The sequence below is a fragment of the Robiginitomaculum antarcticum DSM 21748 genome (genome assembly GCF_000365025.1).
In the GTDB taxonomy this organism is placed as follows: Bacteria; Pseudomonadota; Alphaproteobacteria; order Caulobacterales; family Maricaulaceae; genus Robiginitomaculum; species Robiginitomaculum antarcticum.
On the sequence record NZ_KB823011.1, the window covers coordinates 505,409 to 526,569 of the forward strand.

At 50.7% G+C, this 21,161-nt stretch carries 20 protein-coding genes; 16 read left to right on the forward strand and 4 right to left on the reverse strand.

Annotated features, from left to right (window positions below; translation table 11 throughout):
- The first annotated feature begins 54 nt into the window (after nt 1-54).
- The 9 genes from eno (at nt 55) to lpdA (ending at nt 8,634) form a co-directional block, all read left to right on the forward strand.
- Nucleotides 55-1,326 carry a phosphopyruvate hydratase gene (gene eno / locus H142_RS0102520; protein ID WP_017930523.1) on the forward strand — a complete coding sequence of 424 codons (1,272 nt, stop codon included), beginning with the start codon at nt 55-57 and terminating at the stop codon, nt 1,324-1,326.
- Between the two features lie 34 nt (nt 1,327-1,360).
- Entirely contained in the window at nt 1,361-1,666 is a 306-nt protein-coding gene (locus tag H142_RS0102525; protein WP_026147728.1) for an FtsB family cell division protein, read from the forward strand.
- A gap of 78 nt (nt 1,667-1,744) precedes the next feature.
- Nucleotides 1,745-2,764 (forward strand): pyruvate dehydrogenase (acetyl-transferring) E1 component subunit alpha, encoded by a 1,020-nt coding sequence (gene pdhA, locus H142_RS0102530; RefSeq protein WP_017930525.1) that lies wholly within the window; start codon nt 1,745-1,747, stop codon nt 2,762-2,764.
- A gap of 3 nt (nt 2,765-2,767) precedes the next feature.
- Nucleotides 2,768-3,154 (forward strand): MAPEG family protein, encoded by a 387-nt coding sequence (locus tag H142_RS0102535; RefSeq protein WP_017930526.1) that lies wholly within the window; start codon nt 2,768-2,770, stop codon nt 3,152-3,154.
- Nucleotides 3,155-3,163: 9 nt separating this feature from the next.
- Nucleotides 3,164-4,582 carry a pyruvate dehydrogenase complex E1 component subunit beta gene (locus tag H142_RS0102540; RefSeq protein ID WP_017930527.1) on the forward strand — a complete coding sequence of 473 codons (1,419 nt, stop codon included), beginning with the start codon at nt 3,164-3,166 and terminating at the stop codon, nt 4,580-4,582.
- Nucleotides 4,583-4,948 (forward strand): hypothetical protein, encoded by a 366-nt coding sequence (locus H142_RS0102545; protein WP_017930528.1) that lies wholly within the window; start codon nt 4,583-4,585, stop codon nt 4,946-4,948. It abuts the gene before it with no gap.
- Between the two features lie 14 nt (nt 4,949-4,962).
- Nucleotides 4,963-6,375 (forward strand): pyruvate dehydrogenase complex dihydrolipoamide acetyltransferase, encoded by a 1,413-nt coding sequence (locus tag H142_RS0102550; RefSeq protein ID WP_017930529.1) that lies wholly within the window; start codon nt 4,963-4,965, stop codon nt 6,373-6,375.
- Nucleotides 6,376-6,465: 90 nt separating this feature from the next.
- A complete protein-coding gene (locus tag H142_RS0102555; RefSeq protein WP_017930530.1) occupies nt 6,466-7,164 on the forward strand; it encodes a hypothetical protein in 699 nt (232 codons plus the stop codon).
- A gap of 78 nt (nt 7,165-7,242) precedes the next feature.
- Nucleotides 7,243-8,634, forward strand: coding sequence for a dihydrolipoyl dehydrogenase (lpdA, locus tag H142_RS0102560; protein ID WP_017930531.1), 1,392 nt, complete (start codon nt 7,243-7,245; stop codon nt 8,632-8,634).
- Between the two features lies 1 nt (nt 8,635).
- Here lpdA and H142_RS0102565 read toward each other — a convergent pair whose 3' ends face one another.
- On the reverse strand, nt 8,636-9,715 hold the full coding sequence (locus H142_RS0102565) for an acyltransferase family protein (RefSeq protein WP_017930532.1): 1,080 nt from the start codon (nt 9,713-9,715) through the stop codon (nt 8,636-8,638).
- Between the two features lies 1 nt (nt 9,716).
- On the reverse strand, nt 9,717-10,814 hold the full coding sequence (locus H142_RS0102570) for an acyltransferase family protein (protein WP_156811859.1): 1,098 nt from the start codon (nt 10,812-10,814) through the stop codon (nt 9,717-9,719).
- 81 nt (nt 10,815-10,895) lie between these two features.
- Between H142_RS0102570 and lipA the strand changes: the two genes are divergently transcribed.
- Both lipA and H142_RS0102580 read left to right on the forward strand, forming a co-directional pair.
- Nucleotides 10,896-11,861, forward strand: a complete 966-nt coding sequence (lipA, locus tag H142_RS0102575) for a lipoyl synthase (RefSeq protein ID WP_017930534.1) — start codon at nt 10,896-10,898, stop codon at nt 11,859-11,861.
- Nucleotides 11,854-12,378 (forward strand): SRPBCC family protein, encoded by a 525-nt coding sequence (locus H142_RS0102580; RefSeq protein WP_017930535.1) that lies wholly within the window; start codon nt 11,854-11,856, stop codon nt 12,376-12,378. The genes lipA and H142_RS0102580 overlap by 8 nt, the downstream gene beginning before the upstream one ends.
- On the opposite strand, the gene H142_RS0102585 is transcribed toward H142_RS0102580, so the two are convergent.
- Together H142_RS0102585 and H142_RS0102590 are read right to left on the reverse strand one after the other, a co-directional pair.
- Nucleotides 12,361-12,864 (reverse strand): CinA family protein, encoded by a 504-nt coding sequence (locus H142_RS0102585; RefSeq protein ID WP_017930536.1) that lies wholly within the window; start codon nt 12,862-12,864, stop codon nt 12,361-12,363. The genes H142_RS0102580 and H142_RS0102585 overlap by 18 nt on opposite strands.
- Nucleotides 12,861-14,003, reverse strand: a complete 1,143-nt coding sequence (locus tag H142_RS0102590; RefSeq protein WP_017930537.1) for a bifunctional 2-C-methyl-D-erythritol 4-phosphate cytidylyltransferase/2-C-methyl-D-erythritol 2,4-cyclodiphosphate synthase — start codon at nt 14,001-14,003, stop codon at nt 12,861-12,863. The genes H142_RS0102585 and H142_RS0102590 overlap by 4 nt, the downstream gene beginning before the upstream one ends.
- Before the next feature lie 60 nt (nt 14,004-14,063).
- Here H142_RS0102590 and dusB point away from each other — a divergent pair, with 60 nt between their 5' ends.
- The 5 genes from dusB to ntrX all read left to right on the forward strand — a co-directional run bounded on the left by dusB (nt 14,064) and on the right by ntrX (nt 21,161).
- On the forward strand, nt 14,064-15,071 hold the full coding sequence (gene dusB / locus H142_RS14050) for a tRNA dihydrouridine synthase DusB (protein ID WP_017930538.1): 1,008 nt from the start codon (nt 14,064-14,066) through the stop codon (nt 15,069-15,071).
- Nucleotides 15,071-16,138, forward strand: a complete 1,068-nt coding sequence (locus H142_RS14055) for a two-component system sensor histidine kinase NtrB (RefSeq protein WP_017930539.1) — start codon at nt 15,071-15,073, stop codon at nt 16,136-16,138. Before dusB ends, H142_RS14055 begins: the two co-directional genes overlap by 1 nt.
- 1 nt (nt 16,139) lies before the next feature.
- Nucleotides 16,140-17,471, forward strand: a complete 1,332-nt coding sequence (locus H142_RS0102605) for a sigma-54-dependent Fis family transcriptional regulator (RefSeq protein WP_017930540.1) — start codon at nt 16,140-16,142, stop codon at nt 17,469-17,471.
- A 115-nt stretch (nt 17,472-17,586) separates the two neighbouring features.
- A complete protein-coding gene (locus H142_RS14060; RefSeq protein ID WP_169331791.1) occupies nt 17,587-19,773 on the forward strand; it encodes a sensor histidine kinase in 2,187 nt (728 codons plus the stop codon).
- Between the two features lie 8 nt (nt 19,774-19,781).
- On the forward strand, nt 19,782-21,161 hold the full coding sequence (gene ntrX, locus H142_RS0102615; protein ID WP_026147730.1) for a nitrogen assimilation response regulator NtrX: 1,380 nt from the start codon (nt 19,782-19,784) through the stop codon (nt 21,159-21,161).

Here is a 21,161-nt window from a genome sequence, read left to right on the forward strand (position 1 = left end):
TTCGGCCTATTTTTTTGTCTTTATTTTCAAGCGTCGACGTCAAGGAACCCTATTATGGCCATTATCGAACATTTATTCGCCCGTGAAATCTTAGACAGTCGCGGTAATCCAACCGTCGAGGTCGAAGTGCTGCTTGAAGACGGCGCATTTGGCCGCGCGGCAGTACCGTCCGGCGCATCCACAGGCGCTTACGAAGCAGTCGAGCTTCGTGATGGCGGCAAACGTTATGGCGGGAAGGGCGTGCTCAAAGCCGTTCAAAACGTCAATACCGACATTGCCGACGCGCTTTACGGGATGGAAGCTGCAGACCAGCGCGCCATTGATGCGCTGCTGATTGATCTGGACGGGACGGATAATAAATCTCGCCTCGGCGCAAATGCAACGCTTGGCGTCTCGCTCGCCATTGCCAAAGCCATGGCCGAATCACAGGGCGCGCCGCTTTACCGCTATATTGGCGGCGTGAACGCGAATACATTGCCTGTGCCGATGATGAATATCATTAATGGCGGCGAACATGCCGATAATCCCATCGATGTTCAGGAATTCATGATTATGCCGGTCGGCGCAGAGAGTTTTTCCGAAGCCTTGCGCTGCGGCGCCGAGATATTCCATGCCTTGAAAGCCAAATTAAAAGCCGACGGTCATAATACTAATGTCGGCGACGAAGGCGGATTTGCCCCCGGACTGTCCTCCAGTCGCGCTGCGCTGGACTACATTATGAAGGCCGTCGAGAGCGCAGGTTATAATCCCGGCAAAGATGTTTTCCTTGCGCTTGATGTCGCCAGCTCCGAATTCTTTACTAACGGCAAATATAATCTCAAAGGTGAGGGCAAAGTTCTCGATTCAAACGGTTTTGTTGATTATCTCGCTGCGCTGGCCTCTGATTACCCGATCATCTCTATAGAAGACGGTATGGACGAAGATGACTGGGCGGGATGGAAGGCGCTAACCGATAAAATCGGCGATAGCTGCCAGCTTGTCGGTGACGACTTGTTCGTGACCAACCCGAAGCGCTTGTCGCAAGGTATTGATCAGGGCGCGGCCAATTCAATTCTCATCAAAGTCAACCAGATCGGCACATTATCCGAAACGCTCGACGCCGTGGATCTGGCGCACCGCGCAGGTTACACCGCTGTGATGAGTCACCGTAGCGGCGAGACTTCGGATACGACCATTGCTGATTTAGCTGTCGCGACAAATTGCGGACAGATCAAAACGGGCAGCCTTGCGCGCTCTGACCGGCTTTCAAAATATAACCAGCTTCTCCGGATCGAAGAAGAACTGGGCACGCAAGCGCATTACGCCGGCACAAGCGTCCTGCCTTAACCTTACATTTACCATGGGGCGGCACTATCACGCCATGGTACAGACCTTTCTATTCTTCAAACGGCATTTCATCCTGATTTGTGTCGGTCTACTCTATACCTATCTGGCTATTCATATGATCGGCGGACGGCAGGGCATGGTTCAAATCGCAGAGACCCGCGCCGAGCTATCTGCGCTTCAAAATAAAATTGCGAAGGTCAAAGCGCAGCGCGTAGGTTTAGAACACCACGCGGATCAATTACGCGCTAAACACTTGTCTGAAGACCGCCTTGATGAGGAAAGTCGTCAGCATTTAGGTTTTTCACATGTGAACGACCTAGTGATTATTCTTGACGATTGAGCCGTAAAATCCTCTAATATGCTTTAAGCTATGGTTTATGTGCTTCACATATGAACTAATATATTTCTGTGAGGGTAAATGGCTGGAAAAACAAAAACAACTTCCAAGAAAAAGGCGGCGCCAAAAGCGCTGAAAACCACGCAGGATGAGCTTCTTCAGTTTTACAAAGATATGCTGCTGATCCGCCGCTTCGAAGAGAAGGCCGGACAGCTTTATGGCATGGGCCTGATAGCGGGATTCTGTCACCTATATATCGGCCAGGAAGCCGTTGTAACGGGTATACGCGCCGCGATGAAAGAGGGCGATCAGATGATTACGGGTTACCGCGATCACGGCCATATGCTCGCTTGTGATATGGAAGCGCGCGGCGTTATGGCTGAACTGACGGGCCGTGAAGGTGGCTATAGCCGCGGCAAAGGCGGCTCTATGCATATGTTCTCGACTGAGAAGAAATTCTATGGCGGTCACGGCATTGTCGGCGCGCAGGTTCCGCTCGGTGCGGGTCTGGGCTTTGCCAATAAATATCTCGATAATGGCGCAGTGAGCATCGCATTTTTCGGTGATGGCGCGTCAAATCAAGGCCAAGTTTATGAGACCTTCAACATGGCTAAATTATGGGATTTGCCTGTCGTGTTTGTGATTGAAAACAATCAATACGCTATGGGAACATCGGTTGAGCGAAGCTCCGCCGAAACCGAGCTTTTTAAACGCGGTATAAGTTTTGAGATCGAAGGCGTACAGGTTGACGGCATGAATGTGCTTGCCGTGCGTGACGCCGCTAAAAAGGCGATTGATCATGCCCGTGCCGGCAAAGGCCCGATGATTCTCGAAATGAAAACCTATCGTTATCGTGGTCACTCTATGTCGGATCCGGCAAAGTACCGTACACGCGATGAGGTTAATGACATTCGTAGCGCGCGCGACCCGATCGATGCCGTCAAAGCCCGTCTTGAAAAAGAGGGCTGGGCCGATACTGACGCGCTTAAGGCGATTGATAAAGACATCAAAGCCGTTGTGAATGACAGTGCGGATTTCGCGCAAAGCTCGCCGGAGCCCGATCCGTCAGAGCTCTACACCGACGTATTGCTGGAGGCCTAAACCATGACTGTAATTTCTTATCTGATACTCAGCGTTATTCTCTTTATTGTGATGATCGTCGTGCAGGCGCTGCTCGGTACAAAACAATATGGTCTTGGCACGCTCGCCGGTCCGCGTGACAGCATGGCCGAGCCTAACGTGATGTCCGGACGGGCCAAACGGGCCAATCAGAATATGGTCGAAGCCATGGTCTTATTTGTGCCGCTGGCCGCCGTCGCGATGCACGCAGGCGTTGCCGGGGCGACGCTGGGCGCTGCGATATTCTTCTGGGCCCGCCTCGCTTATGCACCGCTTTACTGGTTTGGTATCCCGTGGGCGCGCACGCTCGCTTGGGCCGTGTCTGTGGTCGGTCTGCTCTTGATGATCCTCGCGCTTATGCCCCTGATCTAGGACGAATTCATGCCAATCAACATTCAAATGCCTGCTCTGTCTCCGACGATGGAAGAGGGCACACTATCAAAATGGCTTGTCAAAAAGGGGGACAGCGTCACCTCTGGCGATATTCTGGCCGAGATTGAGACCGACAAAGCGACAATGGAAGTCGAATCTATTGACGAGGGCGTTGTCGGCGAAATCGTTGTCGCTGAAGGCGCTCAAAACGTCAAAGTTGGCGCGGTTATCCTGCGCCTTCTCGAAGACGGCGAGGATGAAAGCGCACTGACCGATGATTCCGGCGATGACACCTCTGCGGACGAAGAGATCGAAGATAAGGGCGAAGATAAACCCGGAACAGCCGGCCCGGCGCATCCCGAAAATGAGGATGCCAATCGCGATGAACCCCCCTCTGTGCCGAAGACCAAGCCGCAAAATGACCCTGATATACCAACTAATGTCGCGATGAAAGAAACGACTATTCGTGACGCCCTGCGGGACGCTATGGCCGAAGAGATGCGCCGCGACGATAAAGTCTTTATTATGGGCGAAGAGGTCGCTGAATATCAGGGCGCTTATAAAGTCACACGCGAACTGCTTCAAGAATTCGGCAGCCGGCGGGTCGTCGACACGCCGATTACGGAGCACGGCTTTGCCGGTATTGGTGTCGGCGCGGCCATGGGCGGTCTTCGCCCGATTGTCGAATTCATGACATGGAACTTTGCGATGCAAGCCATTGATCATATTATCAATTCTGCGGCAAAAACGCTCTATATGTCCGGCGGTCAAATGCGCTGTCCTATCGTGTTTCGTGGTCCGAACGGTGCAGCCAGCCGCGTCGGCGCGCAGCACAGCCATGATTATAGTAGTTGGTATGCCAATGTGCCGGGTCTGAAAGTCGTCGCGCCCTATGACGCTGCTGATGCCAAGGGTCTCCTAAAAGCCGCTATTCGCGACCCGAACCCCGTCGTCTTCCTTGAACATGAACTGATGTATGGCGAAAGCTTTGACGTGCCGGATATGGATGATTTTCTTATCCCCATCGGCAAGGCTAAAATCCGCCGCGAAGGCAGTGACGTGACCATTGTTGCGCATAGCCGCATGGTTGGCCGCGCACTGGAAGCGGCCGAAAAGCTTGCCGAAGAGGGCATTGACGCCGAAGTCATCGACCTGCGAACGCTCCGCCCCCTGGATACAGATACAGTCGTAGCCTCGGTCAAGAAAACGAACCGCCTTGTTTGTGCTGAAGAAGGCTGGGGACAGAGCGGTATAGGCGCCGAAGTCGCTGCCCGCGTCGTCAACGAGGCCTTCGACTATCTCGACGCCCCGCCCGCCCGCGTCTTCCAAAAAGACGTCCCGCTGCCATATGCGGCGAATTTAGAAGCTTTGTCATTACCGAATTCCGATGATGTGGTTAAGGCGGCTAAGACAGTGTGCTACAAATAAATGAATGGATCGCTGAAATTTTTTTTTCTGCTCTTACCTTGGTTTGGCATGATAGGTTTTGCTTTTTTATACATTGATGTAACTGTTGATCAGGCTACTGCAGAACATTACGGCGGGCAAAGTTTCGATCAAAAAACAGAAGCAAATCGAAAGCTAGAAATATATGTTTCTAAACGCCGCTCATATGAAACTGACAAAGAAGCTTTTGAAAAGTTGGGTTATATAGCTGTAGAACAGTATGACGGAAAATATCGTCCTTGGATTAATACGGAACTTGGTCTCGTGAAGTTTGATGAGATGGGTTTCATCGAAAAAATATGTGAACCCATATCATTATTAAATGATCCTGATTGCCCGCCTTCTTAGTGAGTTAAATAGTTATGCCCATTGAAATTCTAATGCCCGCCTTGTCTCCCACGATGGAAGAAGGGACCTTGTCCAAATGGCTCAAAAAAGAGGGTGATACGGTGAGTTCCGGTGACCTTTTGGCCGAGATTGAGACGGATAAGGCGACGATGGAAATCGAAGCCGTCGAAGAGGGTACTCTGGCTAAAATCCTCGTGGCCGAAGGCTCTGCGGGCGTGAAAGTTAATGCGCCGATTGCGATCCTGCTCGAAGAAGATGAAGATGAGAGCGCCTTGGACGGGTTTGAGACGGGCAATAGCGGGCCTAAGTCGAATGCCGAACCTGCCGCTCGTCCCGACGAAAGTCGGGATCCATCACCAGAAGAGTCTTCGAAAGAAAATGGTGCAGAAAAAGAGCGGGCCGAAAAGTCGTTATCAAATGCTGAATCTAACTCTCAACCGAAGGATAAGGAGATGGACCCCGTTGTTCAACGGGGTGAGCGGGATAGTGATGACCGCCTCAAAGCGTCACCTCTGGCCAAACGTATGGCCAAGGATGCGGGGTATGACTTATCCGCGATTAAAGGCTCCGGCCCGCACGGACGTATTGTTAAACGTGATATTGAAAGCTTTGATGGCGCGAAATATGCACCCAAATCAGCAGATAAACCCGCTCCCAAAGCGGATGCAGACGCCGGTACAGATGTCGGGCCGGTACGCGGGGGTGGAGCGAATTACCTTGAAAAGCTCGGTATTAACCCGGGCAGCTATGACCTTATTCCGCTAGACGGCATGCGCAAAGTCATTGCCAAGCGCTTGGTGGGCTCCAATCTCGATGTGCCGGACTTCCCGCTGGTCATTGATTGCGAGATTGATGCTTTGCTCTCCATGCGCAAAGAATTGAACACACAAGCGCCCGAAGGCGTCAAAATCAGCGTCAATGACATGCTGATCCGGGCATCGGCTCTGGCTCTAAAACATTATCCCGAAGCCAATGCCAGCTATACGCCTGACGGCATTGCTTACCATCATAGCGCGGATGTCGCCGTGGCTGTGGCCATTGATGGCGGCCTGATTACGCCGATTGTGCGCGGCGCCGACAATAAAGGCCTGTCGACCATCTCATCTGAGATGAAAGATCTGGCCTCTAGGGCACGCGAGCGGAAACTAAAACCCCAAGAATATCAGGGTGGTACGTTCAGTATTTCAAACCTTGGTATGTTCGGAATCAAAGAATTCGGCTCGATTATCAATGAACCACACGGGATGATTATGTCGGTCGGTGCAGGGGAGCCGCGCGCGGTCGTTAAAGATGGCGAACTGGCTGTCGCCACTGTTATGACCGTGACATTGACGTGTGATCACCGCGTTGTCGACGGCGCTATCGGCGCGCAATGGCTTTTAGTGTTTAAGCGCTATATCGAGCAACCGATCACGATGATGCTGTAAAAGGCCTTCGCCTGTAAGGCGAAGAGTCTCTTACTTGCCATTATGACCGTATAAGTTAGCCTGTCCTGACTGAGCTAACGGAGACAGGCCATGTTCAAGGCCATATTCGCAACATTATTGACGGCCACCATTACCGCGCTGGTCGTGTTCGTTGCTATGCATCCCGAAAAAGCGACGCAATATGCGCAGCGGGGGCAGGAAATGTTGACCGACACCAAACGTAAAGTAACCGCGAGCAGTAAGTCGACTATAGACGGTATGGTTACGCCTGAACCCGCAGATGATGATAGTTCGCCTCAGGACAATGATGATAACGGCGACGCACCTGCGCCTACGCCCCAGGACCAGATAGAAGTGCTGCCCAAAGAGACGCTGGAGGGTTCCGTAGAACCGGATACCGTTTCACAACAGCCTGAAAGTGACCCTATCGAAGATGTTGTTGTCGGTACAGGCGTTGCGCCGCAGCTCCCCAAGAAGACTATTCCCGAGCGCCTTATCGATGAAGCGGGTAAAATTTCAGATCCGCGACTTCGTGACCAAGCTTATTTGTCGATTGTTGATTACGGCTTAGCGATTGGGGATATTGACGGGGCATTGCCGCTGGCGGATGAGATTGAAAGTGAAGATTACCGCGTCACGGCGCAAAGTAAAATCGCCATTGGCTATGCCCGCGTCGGCCGTAATGACGAAGCTTTTGACATGATCGGGACAATTGAAGACGCAGAATTTGCCGATGTAGTTCGTATGCAGGTGATTGAGACAATTTCGGGCCGCCCAGAGCCGAATTAAATGAAAATATCGCCATTGCCTCTAGGGTTTGAGCGGCTTTTTTGCTAGCAGGATTGCGCAGTTACTCAGGATCATATCATGGCCAATCAAAGCTTCGACGTTATCATTATCGGGTCCGGCCCGGGCGGCTATGTCACCGCAATACGCGCGGCGCAGCTGGGTATGAAAGTCGCAATCGTTGAAAAAGATGCCTTAGGCGGCGTATGTCTGAATTGGGGCTGCATTCCGACAAAAGCGCTACTGCGCTCGGCTGAAGTTTATCATAATATGCAGCACGCCAAAGCTTACGGACTGACGGCTGATGCGGGATATGACCTCAAAGCCATCGTCAAACGTTCGCGAGATATCGCCAAGCAGCTCTCGTCGGGCGTGGCCTATCTGATGAAAAAGCACAAAATCGACGTCATTAAGGGCTTTGCAAAATTAGAAAAAGGCAAAGACGCGCCTAAAGTGATTGTCGGTGACGATACGCTCACGGCTAAGCATGTCATTCTGGCCACAGGCGCTCGGGCGCGCACTATTTCGAAAGCTGGATTGGAGCCGGACGGTAAATTCATCTGGACTGCCAAAGAAGCGATGGTGCCGGATACCATGCCGAAGAATTTACTCGTGATAGGTTCCGGCGCAATTGGGATGGAATTCGCCAGCTTTTTTAGCGCCTTTGGCGCGCAGACCACTGTGGTTGAAATGGTTGACCGTATCCTGCCGGCCGAAGATGCTGAGATTTCGGCGCTGGCCCAAAAAGCATTTGAGAAACGTGGCGTGAAATTTCTGACGGGCGCTAAAGTTAATAGCGTCAAAACGGGTAAGTCCGTTACGGCAGAGATTGAAGCCGGCGGCAAAACGCAAACTCTTGAGTTTGACCGCGTGATTCTGGCGATAGGCATTGTTGGCAATGTCGAAGATATGGGGTTTGAGACGGTCGGCGTAAAAGTCGAGCGGACTCACGTCACCGTTGATGAATACTCGCGCACCGGCGTGCCGGGCCTATATGCGATTGGTGACCTGACAGGGCCGCCATGGCTGGCCCACAAAGCCAGTCATGAAGGCGTGATTTGTATTGAAAAGATTGCGGGTCAAAATCCGCATCCGCTGGATATTAACCGCATACCGGGCTGTACCTATTGCCATCCCCAAATCGCCAGCGTTGGTTTTACCGAAGCCCAGGCGAAAGAGGCAGGACATGACGTCAAAATCGGGCGCTTCCCCTTCCTTGGCAATGGCAAAGCGATAGCCCTTGGAGAGCCTGAGGGACTGGTAAAAACCATATTTGACGCCAAAACCGGCGAACTCCTTGGCGCGCATATGATCGGCGCAGAAGTGACGGAGCTTATTCAGGGCTTCGCCATAGCCCAGACCCTTGAGACAACAGAAGAACAGTTAATGGAGACGGTATTTCCGCACCCGACATTGTCTGAAATGATGCATGAGTCTGTTCTAGATGCCTATGATCGGGTCATTCACATTTAGACTATTTGGCGGGTGCAGCCTCTGGCGGGCGGCGTGAGAGCCAAGCGCTGAAACGCGGTTTTAGGGCTAATGCAGGCTTCTCTATCCATATCCAGGACGCATAGGCGATTAGCAGTGTTATGAGTGTGGCCGTAATCATAAGTGTCCATAATCCAATGTCGGGAAGTATGGCTTTGATCGTCTGTAAAACCGCCCAATGATAGATATATATCCCATAAGACGTATCCGTAGCGCCTTTTAGCTTATCTAGTTTTGGCACCTTCATATAGGCGAGCGTAAAGACAGCCGCGCCTATTGTAACGTTCATCAGGATTTCAACTTCGGGCGTAGATTTCAATAACCACGTCATCAGTCCGAACACCAAAACCATAGGCCAGTAAAGACGAATGAAGTCTTGATAGGCATAGAGCGCTGCACCCAGACCATATGCAACACTGAAACGTAATATGGATTGAACTGTTGCTGGAAAGGCGTCAAATATACCCAGTCTATGCGCTGCAATCCACCCAATAACGCTCAGTACAAAGGGCGCGGCAATCATCCATTTTTTGTGCATCAACCCTGTCGCGAACATGATTGCCGTTGCCATATAAGCCAGCAGTTCATAGCGCAAAGTCCAAAGCGTTGCTGAGGATAATTGCTCTGCATTAGATGTGAAGACGCCCGGCAGGATCATGTCTGTATCATAAAAACTCAAAACAAAGGCAGGTTGTGCCAGAACTTGAGGATCCATAAAATAATCAGCTAAAGGTAGGGTAGTCATGATTGCGCCCAAGACAAATGCCACGATGACAACATGCACAAAAAGAGCAGGATAAATCCGCAATACACGCGCGGCGCCGAATTCACGCAAATCACCCCGATAGAGCATGCTTCCTGTCACTAAAAACCCGGATGCTATAAAAAAGGCATTTACCGCCAAATAGCTGGGCGTGTAATGTAAGAATACTTTCGGCTCAAAATCAGATGCTCCGTAATAGACAACAAAGGCATGTCCAAATACGACCATTAGCGCCATAATAATACGTAGCGGCGTGAAGAAGTTATCATGCCCTTTGGAGATTGTGACAGCGCGAAACATATTAAACCTTCACAGTTTGTGATTGGGTGCGCCGATAAGTCTTAATAGATGACAGCAAGGCCGTCATAATCACGGATAAGATAAAAGTGACGGGTAGGGTTATCGTAATTAATTGCCAAGAAGATAGATTTGGGCTGGCCAGCAAAATAAGCTGAGCCGCAGGCCAATGGATCAGGAATATCCAAATCGAAATATCTGTAATAGATTTCGATTTAAGGGCGGTAGTATCGATATAAAGCGAAAGAGCACCCGCCAGCATAGCAAAGGCAATTGCGGCTATAACTTCTATTAACGGCGTCCATGGAAGCACATAAAATTGAAAAGCCGTCAATGCGATTAGGGTAAAGCCCGCAATAACTAATTGTCTGAATTTCGGTGTTTTGATTGATTGGCAATAGGCAAAAGCGCCTGCGCCGAGCATAAACATTGTACCCAACCGCAGTGGCGCTTGAATGAATTCAGGGGTTTGAACCCAGTTGCTTATATAATTTTGTAGACCCAGCATGTATAGGATGAGTACCGCCAAACTGGCCGAAATGACAAAGCCGCTACGTTTAAATATTCCAATTTGCCACGCCAAGGCCGTGCCGATATAGGCTATTGCGCCCCACCGTAATGTCCATATTGCGCCCTGTATCGACCCCATATATTTTGCATCATCCATAAGTCCCGGTAAAATCGCTCCGGGGTCTAAAAACGTTATCAATCTCAATACATAGAGGCTGAGGCGCACGGCTGTGTCTATCGGAGTTGCGGCCGGACTACCTAGCAAGGGGTAAATGATTGCCACAACAGCAAATGCAAACATAGCAACAGGAAGAAGATTGTTCTTGGTTCTGCTTTTCAACATGAGCCATGCAGAGCCATGAGTATAGAGGGTTTTAAGGGCGAAAAAGCCGGCGAGGATAAAGAGCACATTCATACCGTGCCAACTGGGATCAAGGCCGAATATACGGCCATATTCTTCTGTGCCAGGGCCGCGCGCCATAGTAGAGATATAGCCAAAGGCAACTAGCGATACCACGCCCATACGCACTATCGCCACGCCAGCACTTCGCGGGGACTGTTTCAAGTCTGTTTTTGCGACACTACTCTGCATCTTTGCCCTTCAAATTCGCACTCGAAACAGTTAGGTAGCCTAAAGCTGTTAAAATCAGGTCAAAGGCCCATATAAGACATTATGACCGTATTATTCGATGCAAAATCCCCGCCACACAAAGTGACCACACTGCGTCACCCTGAGAAGCAAAAGCGTGCAGACACGCCGGTGTTGCGTAAGCCAAGCTGGATTAGAGTTAAAGCGCCCACCTCCAAGGGCTATGCAGAGACCCGCAAAATCGTCAAAGATAAGGGTTTGGTCACAGTCTGCGAAGAAGCGGCCTGTCCTAATATCGGTGAGTGCTGGGAGAAATCCCACGCCACATTCATGATTTTGGGCGAAATCTGTACGCGGGCCTGCGCATTTTGTAATGTTAGAACCGGCCTTCCAACAGGTATTGACGAAGCCGAGCCAGAAAAAATCGGGCAGGCCGTGGTCGAAATGAAGCTCCAGCACGTCGTGATCACGTCTGTGGACCGTGACGATCTTCCCGATGGCGGCGCTCAGCATTTTGTCAATGTTATCAAAGCGATACGGTTGGCCTCTCCGGCAACAACAATTGAAATACTCACGCCGGATTTCCTGCGCAAAGCTGGTGCATTAGAAGCCGTCATTGACGCCAAAGCCGATGTCTTTAACCATAACCTTGAGACGGTTCCTCGCCTTTATCTCTCTATCCGTCCCGGCGCGCGGTATTATCATTCCATGCGTCTTTTGGAACGTGTCAAGGAACGCGATCCTAACCAATTTACGAAATCCGGTCTAATGGTTGGTCTTGGCGAGACCAAGTCTGAAGTGATGCAGGTTATGGATGATATGCGCTCTGCCGGTATCGATTTTCTGACAATCGGGCAATATCTGCAACCGACCCGTAAACATGCCGCCGTTGAACGCTTTGTTACACCTGATGAATTTAAAGCCTATGAAACGATTGCGCGCGCGAAAGGGTTCTTAATGGTTTCGGCTACACCGCTGACACGCTCCAGTTATCACGCCGATAGCGATTTTGCGCAGCTTCGCGCGGCTCGGAGGGCTTTGAATGCCTAAAGCCCATTTGCAGGAAATTATGCCCTACCGTCCTGACGACCTTCTCGGCATGGTAACAAATGTGGAGCAATATCCTTCGTTTCTCAATTTTGTATCAAGCATGCGGGTGCTCGGCCCCCGCGAACGCATTGGAGATATTGAAACATTCGAGGCGCAAATGAACGTCGCCTATAAAATGGTTTCAGAATCTGTGCGTTGTAGCGTGACAATTGATTATGCAAAGCGCAGCGTTATCGTCCGAAATAGCGATAAACCAGGGCCGCTGAAAACATTGATTAATGACTGGAAATTTACCGAACTCTCAGACGGACGAACCGTAATCGACTTCATGGTGAACGTGACTCTCAAATCCTTCCCGCTTAACTTACTGGCCGCGCAAAAATTCGGCTCCGTCACCGATAAAATCATGGATATTTTCAAATTGCGGGCCGCGCAAATTTTGCGGCCGGTTAAGGAAGACCCGAAAATAGACCTGGCAGCAGAGTTTAAAGATTTAAACTTAAAGCGCCTCGTTTAGGGTTTTTAGCGCGGCGAGACAGGTTAAGTCCCGCACCTTATTGCGGCCAATATCGCCAAATTCATACAGATGGGCGGTGGCAGATACGTCATCTCCGACATGTTTCGCAATGCCGATCCATACTGTTCCGACAGGTTTTGCCCGAGTACCGCCGCCCGGTCCGGCGACGCCCGTCACAGAAACCGCAACATCTAAGCTCAGCGCCTTTACTACGCCGGTTGCCATCGCTTCTGCTGTCTGCGCGCTGACTGCGCCATGGTCGCGTAAGGTTGAGGCTAGAACGCCAAGAAGCTTCATTTTGACTGAATTATCATAGGCAACAATTGAACCCCTAAACGCGCGAGATGAGCCCGGTATGGCGGTTAGCGCCGCACCAATAAGGCCACCTGTGCAGCTTTCTGCCGTTCCAATTTTGATGCCTGCAGCATTGGCTTTCTCTAACACTGCGGCAGCTTGGTCGGAGATATCTTCGAGAATCGGGTTCATTGAGGTATTTTTAGCGTTGCAATGGCCTGTGCCGCCAGACCTTCTTTACGTCCTGTAAAACCGAGAGCCTCGGTTGTCGTCGCTTTAATACTAACCCGTTCAAGGGGCAGGGCGCAAAGCTGCGCGATACGGCCTCTCATGGCGGCGCGGTGTGGCTTAATCTTAGGCTGTTCACAGATCAGGGTGAGATCGACATGTTGAAGCTCTGCGCCGCGCTCGCTTATCTTGTCTATCGCATATGACAGAAATTCGGCACTATCTTGGTCTTTGTGCGCGTCATCCGTAGGCGGGAAATGATCGCCAATATCGCCGAGCCCAAGCGCCCCGAATATGGCGTCAGTCAGAGCGTGCAGCCCTGCATCCGCATCTGAATGCCCTTTCAGGCGGTAGCCGCAATCAATCGCAATACCGCATAGCATCATCGTCCCGCCCGCTTCGAACTGATGTACATCGAAGCCTTGGCCTACGGCCATATAATTATCAGTTTGCAGCATATGTTCGGCCCGCTCGAAATCACCTGGATACGTTATTTTGAAATTGCGTTCTTCGCCCTCAACGAACTTTAACGAAAGTCCGTGTGTTTTGGCTATAGCGATATCGTCTGCGGCCTGATGCCCCGCCGGTAGAGCGTCAAATGCGGCCATAATCTTGTCATAGTGAAAGGCCTGTGGCGTTTGCATACGTAAAACAGTTGTTCGGTCAAATGCCTCGCCGGATTTTGTTTTCAGTGCATCCGTTACAGGAAGGGCAGGCGCCGCGGCGTCATGCGTATCCAACGCTTCAGATAGTTGCTGTAATAGGCCTGAAGAGACGAAAGGACGGGCAGCGTCATGGATGAAAACATGTTCAATGTCATACTCTCGCAGGGCTTGCAGTCCTGCACGCACAGAATCTGTGCGAGATGCCCCGCCTGTTGTACATCGAATATCGATGGATGATCGCGTAATTACGTCCGATACCAATTCATCATTCTCAGAAATAACAAAAATAATTTTATTAAACACCAATGCTTTAGCGCATGATTCTAATGTATGCTGTAAAACGGTTTTTCCAGCAATAACACGATATTGCTTGGGCACGTCCTGCTGTGCCCGTGTTCCGCGCCCCGCAGCGACCAATATAAGTGCAGTGTCAGCCATGTCACTCCTATATGAGCGATGAATTATTGTTCAGCGCAGCTATGCGCGGTAAGGGCAAGCATGAACAATTCGTTTCACATCGGCAAGTGTAAGATTGACACGCGCATATTCGTCGCGCCTATGTCGGGTGTGACCGATCTGCCGTTTCGAAAGATACTCCGTGATCTGGGCGCTGGCGCGATTGTATCCGAAATGGTGGCCAGTGAAGAGCTCTCCAAAGGCAATATGGAAAGTCTCCAACGCGCATCCGGCGTAGGGGAGATGTCGCCATTAATTATCCAGCTTGCAGGGCGCGAAGCTAAATGGATGGCGGAAGGCGCGCGCATGGGTGTGCGCGGCGGAGCCGATATTGTCGATATCAATATGGGATGCCCGGCCCGAAAGGTGACGAGAGGTGCATCAGGGTCTGCGCTGATGAAGGATCCTGACCATGCGCTAGAGCTGATTAAAGCCACTGTCGAGGCGGTTGATGTGCCTGTTACATTGAAAACACGGCTGGGCTGGGACGATGATATGCTTAACGCCCCTGAAATTTGCGCCCGCGCGCAGGACGTTGGCGTGCAAGCTTTCGTAATACACGGGCGAACGCGTTGCCAGTTCTACAAAGGCAAAGCCGATTGGGCGGCCGTGCGTAAAACGCGGGAGGCAGTGAGCAAACCTTTACTTGTAAACGGCGATATCCTCACACCTGAAGACGCCCGTCAGGCTATTGCGCAATCGGGCGCGGACGGAGTCATGATTGGACGGGCTTTGGTTGGCGCGCCATGGCTCATTGCAGACTTCCAATCCGCATTTGGTGAGCGGCATCAGTCGCCTCTATCACGAGAGGCGCAACGCGACATTGTTCTACGGCACTATGCATATGCGCTGGAGTTTCACGGAGAAGCGCTGGGCAGCCGTATGATGCGCAAACATCTGGCCGCCTATATTGACCGTTCTGATGTTGATATTTCCTCTGACGACAGAATCAGGGCTCGCGGACTGGCCTGTACACTAAGTGAACCTCAAGACGTTATTACCCACCTTACCCGCTTTTATGACGGCCGATTTGTCCGCAAGGCAGCGTGATGGTCGAGCTTAAAGACATTCATCAACTGGCTTTGATGGACGACCTGCCGATAGCAATTGTAATCATTACGCAGTCCGACCATAAGATTCAGTGGCTTAACAATCATGCCGAGCTGTGGCTGCAGCGCAGTCGGCAATCGCTTCTCAACAAATCATTATCCGAACTGACCGAAAATCCCGAGCTTCTGGCTCTGCCGATCTCGCGGGTTAGCGCAACCGGCGGCCCCGTGATCGCTGAGGATATTGCTCTGCGACGCGCTGACGAGGCCAATACGCTCTGTCACCTAACGGCGTTTCCTGTTGGAAATAATGTGGCGCTGATTATTCGCGAAGAGCCAGCCGGACGCGTTACAGGGCGCAGCTTGCAGGATTCCGACGCTGTCGAGGCGCTTGGCCGAATGCTCGCCCATGAGCTTAAAAATCCGCTGGCCGGCATTAAAGGAGCGGCGCAACTGCTTGCATCTGAAGCAAAATCTGACGAGGCCAAAGAACTTATAGCGTTGATAACCACGGAAACAGACCGCATCCGGCGGTTAGCCGACCGGATGGAGGCGTTTGGCTCGATTTCCATGGAAAGTCTGGAAGCTGTCAATATCCATACAGTCTTGCGTCAGACTCGTCTTCTGGCACAATCCATGAATGGGGAAATAGCGTTTAACGAGAATTATGATCCATCATTGCCTGATGTATCAGGCAATCGCGACGCATTGATGCAGGTTACGCTCAACATTATAAAAAACGCGCTGGAAGCGATTGTGCAGCATAAAACAGGTAATGAGATTACTCTGCAAACAGCCTACAGAGCCGGAATGTCGCGCAGCGAAACAGGCCGTAAACTTGCTCTGCCTGTTGAAATCAGAATCACGGATAACGGTCCTGGCATCCCCGGGCATATCCGTAGCCAGCTCTTCCATCCGTTTGTAACTGACAAGCCAGCCGGCCGCGGTCTGGGGCTAACATTAGTATCAAAAATTATTCACGCACATGGCGGAATTATCGAGGTCAGTTCCAAACCCGGGAAGACTGTCTTCTCAATCTTACTTCCAGCATATCAAAACCGAGGTTAATATGGCCGCCCAAATTCTACTTGCCGATGACGATGATACTATCCGTCTGGTCCTCAGTAAATCACTCACGCGCGCAGGCTATAATGTACGCTCAACTGATAATCCGCATACGCTCCTCAAATGGGCGGAAGCCGGAGAGGGGGATATAATATTGTCGGATGTTCTAATGCGGGGTGAAGAGATTTTTACCCATCTGCCGGCGCTTCGCCGCGCGCGTCCGAATATGCCGATTATCATTATCTCAGCCAATAATACGGTATCCACAGCGCTCAAGACCGGAGAGCATGATGTTTTTGAATATGTTCCTAAACCCTTTGATCTTGATGATGTGACCAGCGCGGTTAGCCGCGCTGCGGGTAGCCTGACACCAACGCGAGCGCGCGCGATAAAGAAGACTGACAGCTCGCCGATGATAGGTCGTAGCGCGGCAATGCAGCCCGTTTACCGTGCGGTGTCGCGTTATGCATCCGGTAATCTTCCTGTCCTTATCCAAGGCGATGTAGGAACCGGTAAAGATCTGGTCGCACGGCTCATCCATGAGGGCGGAACCCGTAAAAACCGCCCGTTCATTCGCGAGACGGTCTTTGATAATATCTCATTGACGCTCCAGAAAGTGAGCGGAGGCGACATATATATCGACGAAGTTTCGAGCTTAAGCCATGATCAACAAAACGGACTTCTACAGTTGATGATAGAGAGCGAAAACATTCCTTCGGCTGATCGACCGCGTATCATCTCGGCGACCCGCAAAGATCTCCATCGTCTGGCGGAGCAGGAAAACTTTAGGGATGATTTGCTCTTTCGATTGAATGTCGCTGAAATAAGAATCCCGCGTTTATCGGAACGCGAGCGCGATACTTATGAACTTGCTGACGCATTTCTTGATAATGCTGATGCGTCAAGCAATCAGAGCCGCCGCTTTGCTGCAGACGCGCTGGACATGCTTTACCGACATGAGTGGCGTGGCAATGTGCGGGAGCTTGAAAATCTGGTCCGGCGGCTGGCTGTACTATATTCGGATGATGTCATCACGGCAGAAATGGTCGCCTTGGAATTTTCGAAAAAAATTGCCATGCATCCGCGCGATGAAGATACAGCGAATATGGAAAAACTTATTCGTGAAGCCGCTAAACGCCTCTTAAACAAAGCTGGGCAACCGCAATTTAAGGATCGGGAAGAGACCGTCTTCCAGACCGCCCTACAATGGGTTGAAACCCCATTGATTGAAGAAGCGATAAGGCTAACTGGGGGTAACAGGGCCAGAGCGGCAGAAATTCTGGGTATTCACCGCAATACGCTCCGGACGAAGCTCAAAACACTCAACATTGAATAGTGTTGATCTTTTGCAACACTGGGGTATCATTGCAACAGTTTGATAAATTAAAGATGAGGTCGAGCTGTAAATTATGCCGGATAGAGGCAAATTAAATCTTCCGACTGCGCCGTTTATGACTGCGCCTAATGTCGTTGTGCATTCTTTATTATTTGGAATATTCTTTCTACTTTCCGTGGGATTTATTAGTACGGGCGCATTTTTTGCTTTTACCGGCACTCAGTTTAAGACATTTAGCGCCGGAGACATCCTCAACGCAAATTTTGTGATAATAATCGGATTAGCTTATTATCTTGGTTACCGCGTTTGGCGCAATTTATTTTCTGCTAAAGCAGGTGAGAGCGCGCCGCAACTTCACCGTCGGTTTCTTCTTATATTCTCACTGGCGGCTTTGCTGCCGGCCATTGTGATAGGATCATTTTTTGCCTCTGTCATGAACCGCGACATCAACTCGGTATGGGACGAAACAATTGAGATTGGCATGGCAGAAGCCAATTTGCTGACATCTAGCTTCATGCTGCAGCAAGACCGGCAAATGCGCCAAGAAATGAATGCTATGGCCGGCGACCTCAACCAAAACAGTGCTCTTCTTGCGAACAGAATTACTTTTACGTCTTATCTCATTGCCCAGGCTGTATTCCGTGAGCTGCCCAGTGTTTACATCGTCAATCGCAAAGGCGAAATACTCGCGCGCGCCGAAAGCGCGGCAGCCCCCCCATTTCGTTTGCCAAGTCCGGAAATGTGGCGGTCTGCAGAAGATACATTTCTGACGATGGATACACACATTAATATCGACTTCCTGACTGTTCTTGTAAGGCTTGACGGGTTTGAAGACGCATATCTCTATGTCGGCAAATATGTCGAGAAGGGCACTTTCAATTCCATTGTACGCTTGGTTGAGCTTAATGAGCGCTTCCAAGCGTCCACAACGCGCCAAGATGAAGTTAATAAACTTTTTAGTTCAGTATATGTCCAATCCGCTCTTCTGCTTCTTATGGCTGCAGTGTGGCTTGGCCTCGTTCTGGCGGGTCGTATCGTGACGCCATTGGGTAATATCGTTCAGGCAGCTGAGAAAGTACGATCCGGCGATCTTTCAGCACGCGTAACCACGCAGGGTAGCTGGGACGAGATTGCCGATCTCGCTAGCGCTTTTAATCGTATGACTCGTCAGTTAGGGGCGCAGCGCGATGACCTTATCCGAGAGCATGATACATCAGAACAGCGTCGTATATTCAGTGAAGCTGTTCTATCTGGCGTATCTGCGGGCATAATCGGCCTATCTCAAGACGGGCGTATAACACTTATGAATCAATCTGCTGTTAATTTGCTTGGCAATATTGAGAGCAGCCGCATCGGCCAGCCTATAGGTGTTGCTATTCCCGCCTTTAAAGCTGCCTTTAAACGTGCCCAAGAAAGCGTTGGACGCGAAATCGCCGACCAAGTCGATTATGAAGGCGAAATTGGAACGCGTAATTTCGACCTGCGTATTTCCAGCTATCACGGCGAGACTGTAGACACAGGATGGGTTATAACTTTTGATGATATGACGCGCCTTGTGGCTGCGCAGCGCCACAGTGCTTGGCGAGAAGTTGCGCGACGCGTCGCACATGAGATCAAAAACCCACTGACACCGATCCAGCTCTCTGCAGAACGGCTCGAGCGTAAATATCTAAAACAGATTACTTCTGAGCCCGAAACCTTTGTTAATTTGACACAAACGATAACCCGGCAGGTTGATAGTTTAGAACGCATGGTTGAGGCTTTTTCTAACTTTGCCCGCACGCCTGCGCTCACAATTGAACCCGTTAATTTTGAACAGCTTTTAGACCGGACATTGTTTGCGCAGCGCGTTGCCTTTCCCGATATTGAATTTATAAATCAAAACGAGTTTGGCCGCGCGCCTATAATCGACGCAGATGAGCGCCTCTTGGGCCAGGCCCTAACCAACCTTCTGAAAAATGCAGGCGAATCAGTAACAGCGCGTGTGGATGCAGATGGTTTGGATCAACTTGACGGGCAAATTAAGGTCCTTCTTCGAGAATTTAAAGGCGCGCTACGCATCGATATCATTGATAATGGAACGGGGTGGCCGCTAACAAATGTAGATAAGCTTTTTGAGCCTTACGTAACGACTCGCGAGAGCGGAACCGGGCTGGGCCTGGCTATTGTTAAGCGCATTATTGAAGATCATGGTGGAACACTGAATCTAAAAGACCGTCCGGACAGCATTTCCGGCGCCTATGTCTGCATCGAAATCCCTATGGGCACAGGACAACTTTCAAACAGAATTGCGGCTGAATGATGAAAAATATGAAATCTGAAATTCTTATCGTTGAAGACGAAGCGGATATCCGCAGCCTAATTGCGGGAATATTAGAGGATGAAGGACTTTCGGCCAAACAAGCCGCCAGTAGTGAAGAGGCTATTTTGGCTTTCCGGGCCCGTAAACCCTCCCTTATTATTCTGGATGTTTGGCTCAAAGGCTCGGGCATGGACGGGATAGAATTATTAGATAAATTCAAGGCGAGTGATCCAGACATTCCGGTTATTGTCATTTCCGGACATGGCACTGTTGAAACAGCTGTTTCCGCAATTCGTAAGGGGGCCTATGACTATATCGTCAAGCCGTTTAAAAGTGAAAAGCTCATTGTCACGGCGCACCGTGCGTTGGAAGCCGCTCAGCTCAAACAAGAAAATGCCGAGCTTAAGGGAAGATCAGCAAATGATGACGATATTATCGGTGAAAGTCAGGCCATCAGCTTTGTGCGGCAGAAGATAAGCCGTATCGCACCGACCAATAGCCGCGTTCTTATCACCGGACCATCCGGGGCAGGTAAAGAGTTATTCGCCCGTATGATACACAGTCAAAGCCGACGCTCAAACGGTCCGTTCAAAGCAGTCAATGCCGCGTCTATGGTGCCGGACCGGGTTGAAGAGGTGCTGTTCGGCGTGGAAGATCAAGATACGCACGCCGTACAATCAGGGCTGTTGGAACGCGCGCATTTGGGAACTTTATATTTAGATGAAGTTGCTGATATGCCATTGGAAACACAGGGGAAATTATTAAGGCTTTTGGTCGAGCAGAGATTTGTCAGATTAGGCGGATCTGAAGATGTCCAAGTTGATGTCAGGCTCATCACTTCGACCTCTCGCAATCTGGAAGACGAAACCCGTCTAGGGCGCTTCCGAGAGGATCTTTACCACCGTTTGAATGTCATGCCGCTCGCTGCGCCGGCATTATCTTCACGGCGGGAAGACATTCCGCAACTGGTAAAATACTTTATCGAACGGCTTTCAACATCGACTGGCCTGCCGCCGCGTCAGATCGGGGATGATGCAATGGCAGCTTTACAGGCTCATGACTGGCCAGGAAATGTGAGGCAACTGCGCAATAATGTCGAACGGCTTTTGATTTTAGCCACCGGAGATCCCGGCACACCTATTACGCTTGAAACTCTACCCCCAGAAGTGTCAGTCGTGCGCCGAAAGAACGGCAAAGACAACTCAGAACGTATGATCGCCTTGCCGCTTCGGGATGCGCGCGAACATTTTGAGCGGGAATATTTGATCGCGCAAATCGAAAGATTTGGCGGGAATATATCGCGCACAGCAGAATTTGTTGGTATGGAGCGCTCAGCCCTTCACCGCAAACTCAAATCTCTGGGTGTGCCGCCATCGGGGCGGGAGTAG

Excerpts from the sequence above, each read along its gene's own strand:
- eno (WP_017930523.1), top strand. The coding sequence starts at position 55 with ATGGCCATTATCGAACATTTATTCGCCCGTGAAATCTTAGACAGTCGC.
- H142_RS0102525 (WP_026147728.1), top strand. The coding sequence starts at position 1,361 with ATGGTACAGACCTTTCTATTCTTCAAACGGCATTTCATCCTGATTTGT.
- pdhA (WP_017930525.1), top strand. The coding sequence starts at position 1,745 with ATGGCTGGAAAAACAAAAACAACTTCCAAGAAAAAGGCGGCGCCAAAA.
- H142_RS0102535 (WP_017930526.1), top strand. The coding sequence starts at position 2,768 with ATGACTGTAATTTCTTATCTGATACTCAGCGTTATTCTCTTTATTGTG.
- H142_RS0102540 (WP_017930527.1), top strand. The coding sequence starts at position 3,164 with ATGCCAATCAACATTCAAATGCCTGCTCTGTCTCCGACGATGGAAGAG.
- H142_RS0102545 (WP_017930528.1), top strand. The coding sequence starts at position 4,583 with ATGAATGGATCGCTGAAATTTTTTTTTCTGCTCTTACCTTGGTTTGGC.
- H142_RS0102550 (WP_017930529.1), top strand. The coding sequence starts at position 4,963 with ATGCCCATTGAAATTCTAATGCCCGCCTTGTCTCCCACGATGGAAGAA.
- H142_RS0102555 (WP_017930530.1), top strand. The coding sequence starts at position 6,466 with ATGTTCAAGGCCATATTCGCAACATTATTGACGGCCACCATTACCGCG.
- lpdA (WP_017930531.1), top strand. The coding sequence starts at position 7,243 with ATGGCCAATCAAAGCTTCGACGTTATCATTATCGGGTCCGGCCCGGGC.
- H142_RS0102565 (WP_017930532.1), bottom strand. The coding sequence starts at position 9,715 with ATGTTTCGCGCTGTCACAATCTCCAAAGGGCATGATAACTTCTTCACG.
- H142_RS0102570 (WP_156811859.1), bottom strand. The coding sequence starts at position 10,814 with ATGCAGAGTAGTGTCGCAAAAACAGACTTGAAACAGTCCCCGCGAAGT.
- lipA (WP_017930534.1), top strand. The coding sequence starts at position 10,896 with ATGACCGTATTATTCGATGCAAAATCCCCGCCACACAAAGTGACCACA.
- H142_RS0102580 (WP_017930535.1), top strand. The coding sequence starts at position 11,854 with ATGCCTAAAGCCCATTTGCAGGAAATTATGCCCTACCGTCCTGACGAC.
- H142_RS0102585 (WP_017930536.1), bottom strand. The coding sequence starts at position 12,864 with ATGAACCCGATTCTCGAAGATATCTCCGACCAAGCTGCCGCAGTGTTA.
- H142_RS0102590 (WP_017930537.1), bottom strand. The coding sequence starts at position 14,003 with ATGGCTGACACTGCACTTATATTGGTCGCTGCGGGGCGCGGAACACGG.
- dusB (WP_017930538.1), top strand. The coding sequence starts at position 14,064 with ATGAACAATTCGTTTCACATCGGCAAGTGTAAGATTGACACGCGCATA.
- H142_RS14055 (WP_017930539.1), top strand. The coding sequence starts at position 15,071 with ATGGTCGAGCTTAAAGACATTCATCAACTGGCTTTGATGGACGACCTG.
- H142_RS0102605 (WP_017930540.1), top strand. The coding sequence starts at position 16,140 with ATGGCCGCCCAAATTCTACTTGCCGATGACGATGATACTATCCGTCTG.
- H142_RS14060 (WP_169331791.1), top strand. The coding sequence starts at position 17,587 with ATGACTGCGCCTAATGTCGTTGTGCATTCTTTATTATTTGGAATATTC.
- ntrX (WP_026147730.1), top strand. The coding sequence starts at position 19,782 with ATGAAATCTGAAATTCTTATCGTTGAAGACGAAGCGGATATCCGCAGC.